The sequence below is a fragment of the Plesiomonas sp. genome (assembly GCF_051652165.1).
Classification (GTDB): Bacteria; Pseudomonadota; Gammaproteobacteria; order Enterobacterales; family CAMTGL01; genus Plesiomonas.
In genome coordinates, this window is record NZ_JBOFTR010000004.1 from 562,262 (window position 1) to 579,279 (window position 17,018).

Here is a 17,018-nt window from a genome sequence, read left to right on the forward strand (position 1 = left end):
TCTGTTAATGTTAACGTTTTATCGGTAAACCATGATTAACAAACAACAGGTTTAGTCAACAGCGCGGCCACAAACTCCGGTACTAACTGGCTGGCAATACCATACTGTTTTTCCGCAAACTCACTTTGCACCAAACTTGGCTCTAAATTTAGCTCAACTGTATGTGCGCCACTCAAGCTTGCTTCATGCACAAAACCTGCTGCCGGATACACATTACCGGATGTCCCGATAGCAATAAACACATCAGCATCTGCCAATGCGGTATAAATATCATTCATTCCTAATGGCATTTCACCAAACCAGACAATGTGCGGACGCAACAGTACGGGTATCTGACAACAATGACAAGTATCATCAACAGTCAAATCCCCTTTCCAGTCAATTGTTTGGCCTGACTCAGAGCAACGTGCTTTTAATAACTCACCGTGCATATGGATCACCCGCCGGCTCCCTGCTCTTTCATGCAAATTATCGATATTTTGTGTCACCAGTAAAAAATCATCACCCAATGCCTGCTCTAATCGAGCCAATGCAAGATGCGCAGCATTCGGTTCTAATGCCGGAGAAAGTAGCTCACTTCGGCGTAAATTATAAAATCGCTGAACTAATACAGGATCACGCAGATAACCTTCTGGTGTTGCGACATCTTCAATACGGTGCTCTTCCCACAACCCGTTTTGATCTCGAAAAGTACGAATGCCAGATTCAGCGGAAATACCGGCACCGGTTAATACAACAACTTTTCCAATCTGATTATTGTTTTGCACACTGTAACCTCTTTCATTTTTAGCAAAAGATAGACTCAAGCGGTTCGCTTTTTTTCGATAAAAAAGCCAGATACGGCAACGTTGGCGTACTCTTTTTCTCATTGACCTTTTACCGCTTACCGACCCGAACACGCTATCTTCCCGATGCATAATCCACCGAAACATGATAACCATGTCATGCTAATAACAAAAAAGAAAGTTCGCCTTTAGTGTAACAACCACATTTCAACAGACTGCTAATGAGCAGATAATGGCTGACTCACTAGCAATCTGTGATTATTATCAAAGGTTATGATAAATGTAAAAATGCTGCCCCACGTACCCCACCAGCATCACCATGGCGAGCTTTAATTATCCGCGGCACTTTAGCCACATTCAGCAAATGCTCTGGCAAACGCTTAGGTAACTCTTCATAAATCAACGCAAAGTTTGATAAGCCCCCACCGATAACAACAACATGTGGATCAAGCACCGTCAGAATATTACCAAGACAAATAGCTAATAAATCGATAAAGCGATCAACATGCTGTAGAGCACATCGCTCTCCGGCATAGTAATGCTCAATAATTTCCTGTGCAGAAAGCTTTTCTGCAAAATAGTGAGCATAGAGAAGCTCAAAACCACGCCCAGAGAGATAATTATCAATACAACCCATTTTCTTGCAGCCACAAGAAAAAATAGGGGCATTCTCCATACCTAACAGCTTCAAGGCATCATAAGGTAAGCGGATATGGCCAACCTCACCTGCAATGTTGGCTCGTCCAGCATGTACTTTACCATTGATAACAATCCCCCCCCCCACACCCGTACCTAAAATCAAGCCAAGCACAGAGGGATACTCTCGCAAATCGTCATCCCAGGCTTCAGACAAGGCAAAGCAGTTAGCATCATTTTCAATTCTAATTTCACGATCTAGAAGCACTTCAAGATCATGTTTTAACGTTTGCCCCATGGCTGCCGGAATATTTGATGTCAGCAATTTACCCGTATCAACATCAGCAATACCGGGGATACCAATTCCTATTTTCCCTTCTACGCCTAATTTTGCATCAGCAGCACGCACTAAATTTACAATAGCAGATAAGAAATCATCATAGCTACTCGCTGGTGTCGTCACCCGTTCACGCATTACTCGTACTAAATCAGTATCAAATGCACCAAACTCAATTTTTGTTCCGCCAATATCCAAACCATAATACATCGCACACGTCCTTATAAAGTTTACTGTATCGCTACAAACCCTGCTTATGCTGCGGTATTCATTAATAATCAATAGGTTAATTATTGCACAAAACTAAAGTTGGTCGAACAAAATTAGAATATCAAGTGTAATATCATGGGCTATTTCGCAATTTATTGGCATAAACATAGCTGTTTCTGCTCTCCATCTTTTCAAGGTAGAATGAGCTACGTTCATCCGGTTGCTATAGCAAAATGCACTGTTTATTTACCGGCCTTACTCAATGAGTTAATGCAATCTATTTGCAGGAGTAAAACAATGAAATTAAAACAGGTGGCGGAAGCCGTATTACCGACGCCTTGGGGCGATTTTCGAATGATCGGTTTTGAAGAACTCAAAACGGGAAAAGATCATGTTGCTCTGATTTTTGGTGATATCTCAGGAGACGATCCTGTTTTAGCGCGTGTTCACTCAGAATGCCTTACCGGTGATGCCTTGTTCAGCTTGCGCTGTGATTGTGGTTTTCAACTTGAAGCAGCATTAACGCGTATTGCAGAAGAAGGTCGTGGAGTTTTGCTATATCATCGTCAAGAAGGACGAGGTATCGGCTTGCTAAATAAAATTCGTGCTTATGCATTGCAAGATCAAGGTGCTGACACAGTAGAAGCAAACCATCAGTTAGGGTTTGCAGATGATGAGCGTGATTTTACTTTATGCTCAGACATGTTTACTCAACTTGGCGTTCAAAATATTCGTTTACTAACTAACAACCCTAAAAAAGTAGATATTCTATCTGCAACTGGAATAAATATTGTCGAACGAGTCCCACTTTTAGTTGGTAAAAACCCCAAAAATGAGCACTATTTAGCAACAAAAGCGATGAAAATGGGGCATATGCTCGATCAATAATCCCTCTTTTATCATTAGATATTTTATACCTATATTTATTATTATAACTCTTCAACAATAGCACAAAAATACTAACATTACAGACTGTATACTTCATATACTATATGTAATCATGATGAACTATACAGTCTACTGCTCATGTCGATATTAGTCGCATAAGGTTGGTATATGTCTGCAAATTTTTTGATACTGTTACTGATCTTTTTTTGTTTTCTTTTTATTGCCAATATCGTACAAAAAAAGCAGAAAAAACAGGCGATCATAAAAAAAATACGCTTAAAACAGCAGCAGATTAACGATCAAAAAAGAAAATGGGATAGCATGATGAGGCGAGAAAAATAAAATACACTACTATTTAGCAATATAAATAGTCTATGTATTTTATGACAGAATAAGCGGATCTCTGAAGCAAGAAAAAACCACAGATTTCTCTGTGGTTTTAAATTTGGTTGCGGGAGCTGGACTTGAACCAACGACCTTCGGGTTATGAGCCCGACGAGCTACCAACTGCTCCATCCCGCGACTGATCTTTACTGTACTGATATTTGTTTTATGCCCTAAACAGCAAACAAAATATTTCTCTTCTTTTAAACTGGTTGCGGGGGCTGGACTTGAACCAACGACCTTCGGGTTATGAGCCCGACGAGCTACCAACTGCTCCACCCCGCGACTGATCTTTACTTCAAATATTTATGTATCTTTAAGACCTAAGATGCATAAACACTGATTTTAACTGGTTGCGGGGGCTGGATTTGAACCAACGACCTTCGGGTTATGAGCCCGACGAGCTACCAACTGCTCCACCCCGCGACTGATCTTTACTTCAAATATTTATGTATCTTTAAGACCTAAGATACATAAACACTGATTTTAACTGGTTGCGGGAGCTGGACTTGAACCAACGACCTTCGGGTTATGAGCCCGACGAGCTACCAACTGCTCCATCCCGCGACTAATCTTTACCTTTCAGAAGTTTTACTCTAATAAAACAAAAGCCAAACACCTGATTCTAAACTGGTTGCGGGGGCTGGACTTGAACCAACGACCTTCGGGTTATGAGCCCGACGAGCTACCAACTGCTCCACCCCGCGACTAAATGTCACTTTTGCTAAACCGTAATTTGGAGGCGTGTTCCGGAGTCGAACCGGACTAGGCGGATTTGCAATCCGCTACATAACCACTTTGTTAACACGCCTTTGGAGCGGGAAACGAGACTCGAACTCGCGACCCCGACCTTGGCAAGGTCGTGCTCTACCAACTGAGCTATTCCCGCACTTACGACATTTAACATGCTTTTACTTTCCCTTTAACTTCAACATGTTATGTTTATTTGTTACCGGGAACGGATGCAGATATTACCTGATTACTGCAGGATGTCAATAAACTATTCTATCAAAAAAATGCAATTGCATGATAATCAAACGACTTGAGTGAATATCAATCAAATTGATGTTTTTTTATAAAAAGAATGTACCGATCACACTTTACTTGTTCTAGTTTTAATACAGGTCTAAATTTAATATTTTCACTGGCTAGACCATTTCATCCGCATTTTTCGCTACACTGCATACATGTTCTTTATTTTAAGTTGATACTGACTCATGTTTCTAGCTCCGTTTTATCACAGTAATCCTGAACACTTCTATTTTAGCCGTGAACAAGCCAGTGATTTTGCTAAAAAAGTTGCTGGTGATTTCAACCCTATTCATGATACAGACGCAAAGCGTTTTTGTGTTCCTGGTGATTTGCTATTTGCATTAACTATCAATAAGCTAGGTTTAAGCCAGAAAATGCACTTTGATTTTGCAGGAATGGTTACTGATGGTATCAACTTAACACTCTCACCTCAATCAAATGACCGCTGGTGTGTGACAGATCAACAGGGTAAAAATTACCTCAACCTAACACGGGCGGGTAATATCACAACCAATAAACAGATCACCGAGCAAGTGATTCGAAACTACGTTGCATTCTCAGGCATGAATTTCCCGCATATCATGGTTCCGTTAATGGAACAATCACAGCATATGATCCATCCAACAAGACCCCTTGTTATTTACGAAAGCATGACTCTCGAAATGGATTCGCTCGATTTTACCAATCCCACCGTTAAACTAAGTAATGCAACGATGGATATTGAAGGTAAACGTGGCAACGTAACGCTAGAGTTTATTTTTTCTGAACAGGGAAAAGAGATTGGTGTTGGACGCAAACGTATGGTTGCCAGTGGCCTAATGCCTTATCAACAAGAGGCTATCGACGATCTCATCCAACGTTTTGAACAGCGCAAAACAACTTTTATGCAACAGAGTAATGTCACATAAGGCTTACTCAATAACCAGCCAATGGCCCAGACGTTGTTGTAGTTCACCCTCAATGGACAATACACGCTGGGTTTGTAAATCTACACATACAAAAGTGATTATTGCATCTGCAATTATATCGCCACTTTTTGCACAATGAATGAATTGGGTTAATAACCCACTGTGCTTACTCAATTTCGTCAGTTGGCAACTAATCTGCAAATGCTGGTTTAACAAAGCCGGTTTCCGGTAACTGATATTGATATTCGCCACCACAAAACCTACCGCATGTTTTTCACACCATGCAAGATCACCACTCTCTTCAAGCCACTGCCAACGAGCTTCCTCTAAAAACTCCAAATATCTTGCATTATTAACATGCTGATAAACATCAAGATGGTATCCTCTGACTGTAATATTTACAGATTTCACTCCCCTTTTTGATATAGCAATATTTTCTTGCTCACTCTTTTTTAACCCACTCATTGCCCACCTCCTCCTTGAATATCAATAACCATGAATTACCGATTGTATAAAATACACGCGATGAACTTACGGTACGCATTGATTTATACTTATGTGCTACAGTTATATATTAGCTTTTTCGTAATTATTTTTTTATGCCCTCTTCACAGTAAAAAAGACTGTTGATAATGTATTCCCTTGTGTGATATTGACTTGCCACACCATTTGCTCACTGGTGCACGACCCCACCGTAAAATCACCTATCCAGCGACCATTTTCAAACGAAAAAACAACAGGGATCTTTCCCATGAACATATCTCTCCCCTCTACATAGGCAGAGACTATTGTATTTTTAGTAACCCCCGTAATCACTAATTGTAATGGATACTCCGCTTTAGGTGGCAAAGAGCTTAATGTGACTTTGGCAATATTGACTTTACTAGCACTAACCACGGTACTGCTTTCCTGTAAAGAACACGCCCCTTCATTTAAAGAACACGCTGTTGATATGCGTGTGATCTTTTTTCCAACAGGGTTGTCAAATGTTCTCCATACAAACAAACCAAGAAAAAAAACCATGATGAAAACAATCTGAATAAAACGCAAACGTGTTAATTTTTCTGCCGCCACAAGACCCCCTCTTGTTGTTGGTAATTGCACGAATTTCACACAAAGCTAAAACCTAGCGTTACAAGACACACAATTTTGTTATTTCACCGTAACAAATGTGTGTTTTTTTTGCTGCGCTTTATTTGCAGCTAAAGTAGAATCACAAACGAAAAATGCCACGTTTTAAAGCAATTAGCAAAAGTACATGGCATACAAAAGAGAGATGTTCCTGCACAGGGAAACATTAGTGTAGTTGATAGCGACAACAGCGGAAGCACATCATCATGACTCAACAGATGAATACGCTTGAGCAAACCTACAACTATACAGTCGTGCGCCAATTCTCCCTGATGACTATTGTCTGGGGTATTGTGGGTATGTCTGTAGGTGTATTAATTGCAGCACAGCTTATTTGGCCCCAACTCAATTTCGAAACACCGTGGCTCACTTATAGCCATTTACGCCCACTACATACTAATGCAGTCATTTTTGCCTTTGGTACATCGGCACTCATGGCTACCTCTTTTTATGTTGTACAGCGCACAACTCAAACCGTTCTTTTTAGCCCTAAATTAGCTCAATTTGTTTTTTGGGGTTGGCAATTAGTTATTGTGAGTGCAGCCATCTCATTACCTTTAGGCTATACCACGTCTAAAGAGTACGCAGAGCTCGAATGGCCAATTGATATTTTAATTGCTGTTGTTTGGGTTGCGTATGCTATTTGCTTTTTTGGCACAATTGCTAAACGTAAAACACCACATATTTACGTTGCAAACTGGTTTTTTGGGGCATTTATTATCACTGTAGCTGCATTGCATATCATCAACAGCATGGCGATCCCCCTTACATTCACTAAATCATATTCACTCTATTCTGGTGCTGTAGATGCCATGGTACAGTGGTGGTATGGCCATAATGCGGTGGGTTTTCTACTCACTGCCGGTTTTTTAGGTATGATGTATTACTTCGTCCCTAAACAAGCAAACCGCCCAGTTTACTCTTATCGGCTCTCTATTGTCCACTTTTGGGCGTTGATCTCCCTTTATATTTGGGCAGGGCCACACCATTTACACTACACAGCCCTACCCGATTGGACACAATCTTTAGGTATGGTCATGTCAGTTATTTTGTTTGTTCCCTCTTGGGGCGGCATGATTAACGGTATTATGACACTATCAGGTGCATGGCATAAACTGCGTGATGATCCTGTTATCCGCTTCCTTGTGGTTTCACTCTCATTTTATGGCATGTCAACGTTTGAAGGCCCGATGATGGCCATTAAAACCGTCAATGCTCTATCACACTACACTGACTGGACAATCGGCCATGTACATTCTGGTGCACTTGGTTGGGTCGCTATGGTCTCAATTGGATCGTTGTATCATTTAATTCCTATTCTTTTTCATAAAGAACAGATGTACAGCGTGCGGCTTATTAATGTCCATTTTTGGTTAGCCACTATTGGCACTGTATTATATATCGTTGCAATGTGGATATCAGGCGTAATGCAAGGGCTTATGTGGCGTGCAGTTAATATGGATGGAACATTAACCTACTCTTTTGTTGAAGGATTACAAGCTTCCTATCCGTTCTACTTTATTCGCTTTGTTGGCGGTCTATTTATTGTGGCAGGTATGTTCATCATGGCATACAACACCTATAAAACCGTTATTTCAGATAACAAAGAACATGAAGCTATTGAACCAACCTCTGAGTCGGTATAACAGGGAAGATAGTCATGAGCAACCAACGTAATCGCCATGAGATCATTGAAAAAAATATCGGTTTGTTAGCAATTCTTATTGTTATTGCTATTAGCCTTGGTGGATTAGTCGAGATAGTTCCACTGATGTTCCAAAAAGAGACGACTCAGCCAGTCTCCGATCTAAAACCCTATACCGCGCTGCAAATGGAAGGCCGAGATATCTATATTCGTGAAGGCTGCCATGTATGCCATAGCCAGATGATTCGGCCATTACGTGCAGAAACCGAGCGTTATGGCCACTACTCAGTTGCTGGAGAGTCAGTGTGGGAACATCCATTCTTATGGGGTTCAAAGCGTACTGGACCTGATTTGGCACGTGTTGGTGGCCGTTACTCTGATACATGGCACCGTGAACACTTAATTGACCCACGCGCTGTTGTACCAGAATCAAACATGCCTGCATTCCCATGGCTAGAAGAGAATGTATTAACCGGCGAGTTAACCGGTAAAAAGCTGGCGCTCTTTCGCGATAATTTTGGTGTTCCTTATACTGATGCGCAAATTGCTTCTGCGCCAACAGATGTTAAAGGGAAAACAGAAATGGATGCGCTAATAGCCTATTTACAATCTCTTGGCTTGGCAATGAAACAGTAGGAGCGGACAATGAACTTTGGCATTATCCATAGCATCTATACCGTAACCGTTTTTGTCAGTTTTCTAGGCATTATATTTTGGGCTTACAGTAAAAAACGTCATGCTCGGTTTAAGGAAGCGGCTAATTTGGTTTTTGCTGATGAAAAACCACAACAATCTGTGCCGCAAGCAGGGAGTAAGCAAGAATGAGTCTATTTTGGACCCTTTGGATTACCATTATTACCCTTGGCAGTATTCTTGGCTGTGCTCTGCTATTACGGTGGTGTACGAAAGATAAAACCGGTATCGATGAAGGTGCCGACATGGGCCATACCTATGATGGTATTAAAGAGATCAATAACCCCCTACCAAAATGGTGGCGTTATATGTTCTGGATGACCATTGTATTTGCACTCGGTTATCTTGTGCTTTATCCCGGATTAGGCTCTTGGGGAAATCTGCTCAATTGGCACAGTGCTAATAAAAATGTGCTATCTCTTCAAGAATCAACAAGTGCGAGCACACAAGCTGAACAAAGTGGTCAATATATTCAATATGATCAAGAAAAAGTACACGCTGATAAAGTGTATGGCGAAACCTTTAAACGCCTCGCTTATCAAGCTGATGGAAAAACATTACGCCCATTAACAGAAATCGCCACAGATGATAATGCACTCAAAGTAGGCCGCGCCCTATTTTTACAAAACTGTGCGTTATGCCATGGATCTGATGCTAGAGGACAAAAAGGCTTTCCTAATTTAACAGATAATGACTGGCTCTATGGTGGTGCACCTGAAATTATTAAAACCACTATTTTACATGGCCGTCAAGGTGCAATGCCTGCATGGCTAGAAACACTAGGCCCTAATGGTGTCCGTGAGGTGGTAAGCTATACATTAAGTTTATCTGGTCGAAAAGTTGATCCGCGTGAGGCTGAAGCAGGAAAGAGTCGCTTTGTATTATGTTCTGCATGCCATGGGCCCGACGGTAAAGGAAATCCTGCTGTTGGAGCGCCTAACCTTACCGACCAAATTTGGTTATATGGCGGTAGCCGTGCAACAGTTGAAGAGACTGTGAAATATGGCCGACAAGGTGTTATGCCTGCATGGGATAAAGTCTTAGGCGATGAAAAAATTCATATTCTGTCTGCCTATGTCTATAGCCTTAGCCACAGCAATAAGAGTACAACTGATATGGCAACACACAAATAAGTGATTTTTGAACAAAACAATAACGTATAAACTAGGGTATAGATAAAATAATTGTCTATACCCTAACACATAGCTCTAAAAACGTTAGCCATACAACAGCATAAAATATAAACTTACAATAATACATTAATGTATCTGTGAAATATAACACCATACATTAAGCATGGATGTGAAATATGGTTCAACAAGTTTGGTACAAACAATTCTGGCCTTGGTTTTTAATTACTTTACCTGTCGTTGCTGTTATTGCTAGTTTTTACACACTAACACTAGCAATGAATACCCAAGATAGCCTTGTTGTAGATGATTATTACAATAAAGGTAAGGCTATTAACGAAGATATTAGCCGTCTTCAAACCGCAAATAATGCTGGCATTCAAGCCTCATTGTATATTACTGGGACACAAGCCTCATTAAATTTTGATAAAGGTCAATTACCTCATTATCCAGCATTAAAAATTTACTTTTATCATCCAACTCTACAAGATAAAGATCTACATTTGATGATTAACGCAGATTATAGTGGTACTTATCGCTTTGTATTACCTTTAGCTATACAAGGTAAATGGTACGTCAGTATTGAGCCATTTGATAAAAAATGGCGACTGCAAACTCAAATTATGCTTCCTAGTCATCAAACATTTACTGTTTATGGGCACACATGAGTATGTTTATAGTGCTCAAGACTGCTGTTATAGCAGCATATTAAGTAGGTTTTGATAATATGAATACCATCAGTGTTTGTTACCACTGTAATGATTCAATCCCTGCTGGCACAGACTTTTCTGTGGTTATATTTAACCATCGTCAACCTATGTGTTGCCCTGGATGCCAAGCTGTAGCACAAACCATTGTAGATAGCGGTCTCACTTCTTACTACCAATACCGTACTGCAACAGCAGAAAAAGCTGAACTTATTCCTACAGAGTTAAACACTTTACAGCACTACGATATTAAAGAAGTGCAAGCTGAGTTTGTGAAGCAACAAGAAGGAGTATCTGATGTCACTTTATCGTTAGATAATATGACTTGCGCAGCATGTGCATGGTTAATAGAAAAACATATTAGTAAAATTGCAGGTGTGAGCCAAATACAAGTAAATGCAACTGCACAAAGAGCACGTTTAAAGTGGGATGATCAGCGTGTTAAATTAAGTACACTACTACTGTCATTACAACAGCTTGGTTATCACGCAGCACCATTTGAAATTACACAACACGAACAACAATATCGCTATGCGATGAATAATTATTTACGTAAACTCGGCGTAGCCGGTTTAGCCAGCATGCAAGTGATGATGGTTGCTATAGCACTCTATCTAGATGCATTTAGCGATCTTGATGACATACAGCGGTGGTATCTTCGCTGGGTCAGTTTTATTATGTCAACACCTGTAATTTTATACTCCTCTCTTCCTTTTTATCATAGTGCATGGCGTAGTTTAAAAGCTCGCGCATTGAATATGGATGTTCCTGTCTCTTTTGTTCTTATTGGCGCTTATATTGCTAGTGCATATGCCACTATTATTGATAGTGGTGAGGTTTATTTTGAATCTATCACCATGTTTGCCTTTTTCTTGCTTTTGGGCCGTTTTCTTGAAATGCGAGTTCGGCGCATTGCAACTGAGGCAACAAGCAACTTACTTAAATTTATTCCTACTATTGCCACACTTGAATCGGGTAAACAAGTGGCAGCCAAAAGTTTACAGCCTGGCGATATGATAATTATTCGCCCAGGTGAAGCTATACCGGCTGATGCAAAAATTATCTTTGGCCGTAGTGATATCAACGAGTCCATGTTAACCGGTGAACATTTACCCGTGACTAAAAACCCGAAAGATTGTATTTATACCGGTACAATTAATGGTGAAGGTAATTTGCTTGCACAAGTTACTCATACGGGGCCTGATAGTCTTATTGCTGAGATATTACGTTTACAAGACCAAGCCTTACAAACAAAACCGGCGATTATTTTACTTGCTGATCAAATTGCACGTTATTTCGTTTGGGGGCTATTATTAATTGCAGGATTAACGTGGTGTGGCTGGCATCTGTATCAACCAGAAAAAGCATTCTGGATAACGCTTTCAGTCTTAGTTGCAACTTGCCCTTGTGCTCTGGCATTAGCGACACCCACGGCAATAACCAGTGTTATTTCACGAATGAGCCAAAATGGGATATTAATTCGAAAAAGTCATGTATTAGAAACATTATGCCAAGTTAATTGTGTCGCAATGGATAAAACCGGCACATTAACAGAAGGAAAGATGATCTGTATCGATACTATCTTATATCCACACATAAAAAAAACACCATATTTAAATCATCAACTCGTAGACTCAGAACAAGCTAAAGTAGCTTGCCAAGACAATCAATACTGTTGGACAAAAGAACGTGCATTTTCTTATGCCTGTGCGCTTGAAATGCACAGTGTTCACCCTATAGCACAGCTTTTTCAACGTACAATTAAAGACTCTTCTCTTACTGCCGAGCAAATTACCACATACATTGGTAATGGACTATCTGGTATTATTCACGGAGAAACCTATCGAATAGGTCATCGTTCCTTTATTGAGCAATATATTACACTCCCTAATACAGAAAATGAAGATGATAGCTTCGCACACATACAGCAAGGTAATCTGCCTATTTATTTAGCCAATAGCCACCAAGTTATCGCATGCTTTTGGTTACAAGACCCTATTCGAGTAACGGCCAAAACATGCTTACAGCATTTACACAAACATCATATTCACGTTCATTTGCTTACCGGTGATCCATCAACAGCAGCTAATCATGTTGCACATCAACTCTCTATTAATCATTGTTCAAAAGGCTTATCTCCCTCTGAAAAACTCCATTACCTAAAACAAAAACAGCAACAAGGTGATATTGTTATGATGATTGGTGACGGTATAAATGATACACCTGTACTTGCAGGTGCACATATTTCCGTTGCTATGGGAGGTGGTGTTGAGCTTGCTAAAAATGCTGCAGATGTTGTTTTACTATCAGATAATTTAGCTAAAATTCCTTTTGCCATTGAACTGGCTAAACGTACTCGTAAAATTATTCGTGAAAACTTAGCTTGGGCATTAGGATATAATTTAATTATTTTACCTTTAGCAATAGCTGGAATGTTACCACCCTATATTGCGTCTTTAGGTATGTCTGCGAGCTCTTTAATTGTCGTGATTAATTCATTGCGGCTAATGAGGTAATACATGGATATTATCTATACTCTTGTTCCAATTACTATGCTATTTGTACTAATTGCTGTTCTAATTTTTTTATGGGCAGTAAAATCAGAGCAATTTGAAGATTTAAATCGTCAAGGTATGCAAATTTTATTTGAAGATGAGGCCACAGAAAAAAATAGCGCAATAATACCTGAAAAAAACACGCCACCACGCCCGACTTCTCTTAACCAAACTCATCATGATCGCGTTTGATGCAATAGGAGCTATGTTAGTTGGCCTTGTAGGTGCTGGGCACTGTTTAGGTATGTGCGGTGGCATTTCTGCTGTATTAACATTTACCTTACCTAAAGATCATTCACTTATACAAAAAATAAGGGCTCTTTTTCTTTATAATATTGGGCGGATCACTGCTTATACTTTTGCAGGATTTGTTATTGGTGGAGTATTTGCTTCTCTGACTGAACTGAGTACTGCAAAATATACTCTAGCTATATTGCGTTTATGTGCTGCTGGAATGATGGTTTTACTCGCACTATATATGGGGCAATGGTGGTTTGGTCTGCAAAAAATTGAACGTATCGGGCAGTTTTTTTGGCGTGGCTTAACGCCTATTGCACAAAAGATGTTGTCGCTACGTCACCCACTGATACCCTTTCCAATGGGGTTTATTTGGGGCTGGCTACCTTGTGGGCTTGTTTACTCTAGTTTAAGTTGGGCTGCAGCATCTGGTAGTGCAATATCAGGGGCAATCATCATGTTATTTTTTGGCTTAGGTACATTGCCAACTATGCTGACTGTCGGTCATGTGGCTGAATACTTGCGAAAATGGCTTACAACATTAATGCTAAAACGCACATCGGCATTGTTACTGTTTGTTTATGGATTACAAACAGCTTATGTTGCCATTCAACAACTGACATAATTAGCCAATTGACAAACAAACGTGATAAAATTGACTAAAATCAATATTAGGCAGTGTTATACAGTATGATTCCAGAGAAAAAGACAATTCGTCGCATCCAATCCGGTGGCTGTGCTATCCATTGTCAAGACTGTAGCATTAGTCAATTGTGTATCCCATTTACCCTCAATGAAAGTGAATTGGATCAGTTAGATAATATCATCGAGAGAAAAAAACCAATACAAAAAAGCCAAGCACTGTTTAAAGCTGGTGATGAATTAAAATCGCTCTATGCGATCCGTTCTGGAACGATAAAAAGCTATACCATTACCGAACAAGGTGATGAGCAAATTACTGCATTTCACTTAGCCGGTGATCTCGTTGGTTTTGATGCTATTAATTCAATGACACACCCTAGTTTTGCACAAGCTCTCGAAACATCAATGGTGTGTGAAATCCCTTACGAAGTGCTTGATGATCTTTCAGGTAAAATGCCCAAACTGCGTCAGCAGATGATGCGTTTAATGAGCAGTGAAATCAAAGTTGATCAAGACATGATCTTGCTGCTATCAAAGAAAAATGCAGAGGAACGTTTAGCTGCTTTTATCTACAATTTATCACATCGTTTTGCTGCACGTGGTTTTTCACCGCGTGAGTTTCGACTCACGATGACACGGGGTGATATTGGTAACTACCTTGGCTTAACCGTTGAAACGATTAGCCGTTTACTTGGCCGTTTTCAAAAATCTGATATTTTAGTAGTTAAAGGTAAATACATTACTATCAATGATATCGATGCTCTTTCAGTGTTGGCTGGTAACAATAAATCAGCGTAGTTTTAACTCAAAACCTTAACAAGGGTCAACGATTACTCATATTCTTGACCCGTGTCTCTCTTCTGACTTTCTCATTCTGCTATTTATATAATACGTACGATCAATATCTGTCATTCCATAACCAGTAGCCTCAAAGATAGGGGGACTGTATGCTTAAATACCGTAATATTCTTGTTGCAATTGATCCTAATCAAGAAGATCAACCTGCATTAAGCCGTGCTATCTATCTTGCTCAACAAGAAGAAGGTACAACCATTACTGCTTTTTTATCTATCTATGACTTTTCGTATGAAATGACATCGATGCTCTCTGCCGATGAACGGCAAGCTATGCGTAATGGTGTTGTTGGGCAGCGTATTAGTTGGATTCAAGATATACTGGCTCAATGTACGCATTCTAATGCGTATAAAGAGAATGCCGTTTCTATTAACATTAACGTTGTTTGGCATAACCGCCCTTTTGAAGCTATTATTCAACAGGTAATTCGAGGAAAGCATGACTTACTGATCAAAGCGACTCATCAGCATGATGGATTAGAGTCACTCATCTTTACACCAACAGATTGGCATCTGTTACGCAAGTGCCCATGCCCTGTTTTAATGGTAAAAGCGCAAACATGGCGGGAATATAATAAGTTAATCGTGGCTGTAAATCTATCCAGTGACGAAGAGTACCATTTGGAATTGAACCAAAAATTGCTCGACGAAGCTCAAACCTTGAGTAAAGCACTGCCACAATCAGAAATTCATTTAGTCAACGCATATCCCTCAACACCTCTCAATATTACTATTGATATTCCTGAGTTTGATCCTACAACTTATAATGATGCTATTCGTGGGCATCACTTATTAGGTATGAAGGCATTACGCCAACACAATAATATTGATGTTGAACATACCCATGTTGTTGAGGGTTTACCTGAAGAGGTTATTCCTGATATCGCGACTCAACTTGATGCTGAATTAGTCATTTTAGGCACAATTGGTCGCACTGGATTTTCAGCCGCATTTATCGGTAATACGGCTGAACATGTGATTGATCGGCTTACTTGTGATTTATTGGCCGTAAAACCAGAAGGGTTTATCTGCCCCATTGATGCAGAGAGTTAATTAACATATTAGCACATGTATAAACATAGTTTTGTTGTATACATAATCAATACAGCATAGCTATTATTTTCTATACATATTCGGTAAGGCTATTTTTATTTCTCTTTACTTTTATTAGCCTTGCCGTTTTATTTTTATGGCCTTTGAGTTGTATGTCGTCTGTGTTAATTCGCTTGATTATATATAAATCTTTATACTCTTTTATAACCAGCGAGCCTCACTGGTAAAGCAGAGCGACAGCCATGGGTCACTCCCCAGCTCATCCCCCAACTCAGCCCATAATTCAGCACGAATATTATCTTGTCGGTGTATACCCCAATCCCCTTCGCATGGAACAAGAATATTCACTTCAACTTCATAGCGACGACCAATTTTTGCCAAATGGCTGGAGTATTCGATAAACCCGTGACGAGTGGCAATATGCGATAATGTTTGATCTAAATGATCTGAAAGTGAGGAGCGCGGTGCAACAAGTAACACTTCACGTAAGTTACGGCGTAACACATTAATGGGGATCAGCATCGCAACCAAAGCAAGTACCAACACCATTACGGAGTCAATGTATAGATTCATCCAAGCAAATTGGGTAGGTTCGAGCAATTTAGCAATACAAAATCCAACCAATATGGTGGCACTTAATAAGCTATCTACCAACCACTCTTTGGCATCTACACTGACCAGCTCTGAGTTTACCGAGCGGGCAACCCGAGATTCAAACCAATATACCGTTAAACAAAATAGGGTTGATAGCGATGCATAGATTAATGCACTGTCGAGGTTAACCGCATGTCCACCGGTACGAATAGAGAGAAGAGCATTGAAAAATGCGTATATACACGTCAGTAAAATAATACTGCCGTTTACCACATTAATCAGAGGTTCAAGGTGAGCGTAGCCATATTGAAAGCGGTGGTCATCTGGACGAGCAACCAGATAGGCGGTCATTAACCCGAGCCCTGTCATCGCCATACTGAGCAATGAAAACAAACCATCCATAAAGATAGCATCAGATCCAACAGATAAACCATAACCAATACCAAAGCCAGACATAATGATTGTTCCGGCCAATGACAGTTTTAAAGCCTGACGTTCCCTAATAAGGGCATGGTTAATAGCAACCATAAGTGTTCCTCCATTCAAATAAAAAAATGATACACATGAGTGATGTTTTTGAGCCGACGTTTTAGATAG

General features: G+C 40.0%; 17 protein-coding genes and 7 tRNA genes. 12 read left to right on the forward strand and 12 right to left on the reverse strand.

Translation table 11 applies throughout. The features are described from left to right. Nucleotides 1-35: 35 nt before the first annotated feature. The gene (cobB, locus tag ACRC53_RS04960; protein ID WP_438642499.1) at nucleotides 36-917 is read right to left on the reverse strand and encodes a Sir2 family NAD+-dependent deacetylase; all 882 of its coding nucleotides are present in this window, start codon (nucleotides 915-917) and stop codon (nucleotides 36-38) included. Nucleotides 918-1,056: 139 nt separating this feature from the next. Then, nucleotides 1,057-1,968 (reverse strand): N-acetylglucosamine kinase, encoded by a 912-nt coding sequence (nagK, locus tag ACRC53_RS04965; protein WP_438642436.1) that lies wholly within the window; start codon nucleotides 1,966-1,968, stop codon nucleotides 1,057-1,059. 297 nt (nucleotides 1,969-2,265) lie between these two features. Here nagK and ribA point away from each other — a divergent pair, with 297 nt between their 5' ends. Beyond that, entirely contained in the window at nucleotides 2,266-2,856 is a 591-nt protein-coding gene (ribA, locus tag ACRC53_RS04970; protein ID WP_438642437.1) for a GTP cyclohydrolase II, read from the forward strand. 446 nt (nucleotides 2,857-3,302) lie between these two features. Here the strand turns inward: ribA and ACRC53_RS04975 are convergent. The 7 genes from ACRC53_RS04975 to ACRC53_RS05005 form a co-directional block, all read right to left on the reverse strand. Then, nucleotides 3,303-3,378: transfer RNA gene (locus ACRC53_RS04975), tRNA-Met, on the reverse strand. 71 nt (nucleotides 3,379-3,449) lie between these two features. Next, nucleotides 3,450-3,525: transfer RNA gene (locus ACRC53_RS04980), tRNA-Met, on the reverse strand. Between the two features lie 65 nt (nucleotides 3,526-3,590). Next, nucleotides 3,591-3,666: transfer RNA gene (locus ACRC53_RS04985), tRNA-Met, on the reverse strand. A 65-nt stretch (nucleotides 3,667-3,731) separates the two neighbouring features. After that, nucleotides 3,732-3,807 (reverse strand) — tRNA-Met (locus ACRC53_RS04990). 64 nt (nucleotides 3,808-3,871) lie between these two features. Then, nucleotides 3,872-3,947 (reverse strand) — tRNA-Met (locus ACRC53_RS04995). A 30-nt stretch (nucleotides 3,948-3,977) separates the two neighbouring features. Further along, nucleotides 3,978-4,051: transfer RNA gene (locus ACRC53_RS05000), tRNA-Cys, on the reverse strand. A 2-nt stretch (nucleotides 4,052-4,053) separates the two neighbouring features. Continuing rightward, nucleotides 4,054-4,129 (reverse strand) — tRNA-Gly (locus ACRC53_RS05005). Between the two features lie 328 nt (nucleotides 4,130-4,457). Between ACRC53_RS05005 and ACRC53_RS05010 the strand changes: the two genes are divergently transcribed. Beyond that, on the forward strand, nucleotides 4,458-5,180 hold the full coding sequence (locus ACRC53_RS05010; protein WP_438642438.1) for a DUF3581 domain-containing protein: 723 nt from the start codon (nucleotides 4,458-4,460) through the stop codon (nucleotides 5,178-5,180). A gap of 3 nt (nucleotides 5,181-5,183) precedes the next feature. Here the strand turns inward: ACRC53_RS05010 and ACRC53_RS05015 are convergent, their stop codons facing one another. Both ACRC53_RS05015 and ACRC53_RS05020 read right to left on the reverse strand, forming a co-directional pair. Beyond that, nucleotides 5,184-5,645, reverse strand: coding sequence for an acyl-CoA thioesterase (locus ACRC53_RS05015; protein WP_438642439.1), 462 nt, complete (start codon nucleotides 5,643-5,645; stop codon nucleotides 5,184-5,186). Nucleotides 5,646-5,777: 132 nt separating this feature from the next. Then, nucleotides 5,778-6,254, reverse strand: coding sequence for a hypothetical protein (locus tag ACRC53_RS05020; protein ID WP_438642440.1), 477 nt, complete (start codon nucleotides 6,252-6,254; stop codon nucleotides 5,778-5,780). Nucleotides 6,255-6,517: 263 nt separating this feature from the next. Here ACRC53_RS05020 and ccoN point away from each other — a divergent pair, with 263 nt between their 5' ends. The 10 genes from ccoN (at nucleotide 6,518) to uspE (ending at nucleotide 15,827) form a co-directional block, all read left to right on the forward strand. Next, nucleotides 6,518-7,957, forward strand: a complete 1,440-nt coding sequence (gene ccoN, locus ACRC53_RS05025; RefSeq protein WP_438642441.1) for a cytochrome-c oxidase, cbb3-type subunit I — start codon at nucleotides 6,518-6,520, stop codon at nucleotides 7,955-7,957. A 14-nt stretch (nucleotides 7,958-7,971) separates the two neighbouring features. Beyond that, nucleotides 7,972-8,592, forward strand: coding sequence for a cytochrome-c oxidase, cbb3-type subunit II (gene ccoO / locus ACRC53_RS05030; RefSeq protein WP_438642442.1), 621 nt, complete (start codon nucleotides 7,972-7,974; stop codon nucleotides 8,590-8,592). A gap of 9 nt (nucleotides 8,593-8,601) precedes the next feature. Further along, nucleotides 8,602-8,781: a cbb3-type cytochrome oxidase subunit 3 gene (locus tag ACRC53_RS05035; RefSeq protein ID WP_438642443.1), complete on the forward strand. Its 180-nt coding sequence runs from the start codon at nucleotides 8,602-8,604 to the stop codon at nucleotides 8,779-8,781. Continuing rightward, complete coding sequence (ccoP, locus tag ACRC53_RS05040) at nucleotides 8,778-9,782, forward strand: cytochrome-c oxidase, cbb3-type subunit III (protein WP_438642444.1); 1,005 nt, start codon at nucleotides 8,778-8,780, stop codon at nucleotides 9,780-9,782. The genes ACRC53_RS05035 and ccoP overlap by 4 nt, the downstream gene beginning before the upstream one ends. 176 nt (nucleotides 9,783-9,958) lie before the next feature. Next, on the forward strand, nucleotides 9,959-10,447 hold the full coding sequence (locus ACRC53_RS05045; RefSeq protein ID WP_438642445.1) for a FixH family protein: 489 nt from the start codon (nucleotides 9,959-9,961) through the stop codon (nucleotides 10,445-10,447). A 59-nt stretch (nucleotides 10,448-10,506) separates the two neighbouring features. Further along, a complete protein-coding gene (locus ACRC53_RS05050) occupies nucleotides 10,507-13,002 on the forward strand; it encodes a heavy metal translocating P-type ATPase (protein ID WP_438642446.1) in 2,496 nt (831 codons plus the stop codon). Between the two features lie 3 nt (nucleotides 13,003-13,005). Continuing rightward, nucleotides 13,006-13,233: a cbb3-type cytochrome oxidase assembly protein CcoS gene (ccoS, locus tag ACRC53_RS05055; protein WP_438642447.1), complete on the forward strand. Its 228-nt coding sequence runs from the start codon at nucleotides 13,006-13,008 to the stop codon at nucleotides 13,231-13,233. A gap of 13 nt (nucleotides 13,234-13,246) precedes the next feature. Then, a complete protein-coding gene (locus tag ACRC53_RS05060; protein ID WP_438642448.1) occupies nucleotides 13,247-13,903 on the forward strand; it encodes a sulfite exporter TauE/SafE family protein in 657 nt (218 codons plus the stop codon). 65 nt (nucleotides 13,904-13,968) lie between these two features. Beyond that, nucleotides 13,969-14,718, forward strand: a complete 750-nt coding sequence (locus ACRC53_RS05065; protein WP_438642449.1) for an FNR family transcription factor — start codon at nucleotides 13,969-13,971, stop codon at nucleotides 14,716-14,718. 149 nt (nucleotides 14,719-14,867) lie between these two features. Beyond that, a complete protein-coding gene (gene uspE / locus ACRC53_RS05070; RefSeq protein ID WP_438642450.1) occupies nucleotides 14,868-15,827 on the forward strand; it encodes a universal stress protein UspE in 960 nt (319 codons plus the stop codon). A 201-nt stretch (nucleotides 15,828-16,028) separates the two neighbouring features. Here uspE and ACRC53_RS05075 read toward each other — a convergent pair whose 3' ends face one another. Further along, nucleotides 16,029-16,949, reverse strand: coding sequence for a cation diffusion facilitator family transporter (locus tag ACRC53_RS05075; protein ID WP_438642451.1), 921 nt, complete (start codon nucleotides 16,947-16,949; stop codon nucleotides 16,029-16,031). Nucleotides 16,950-17,018: the final 69 nt, after the last annotated feature.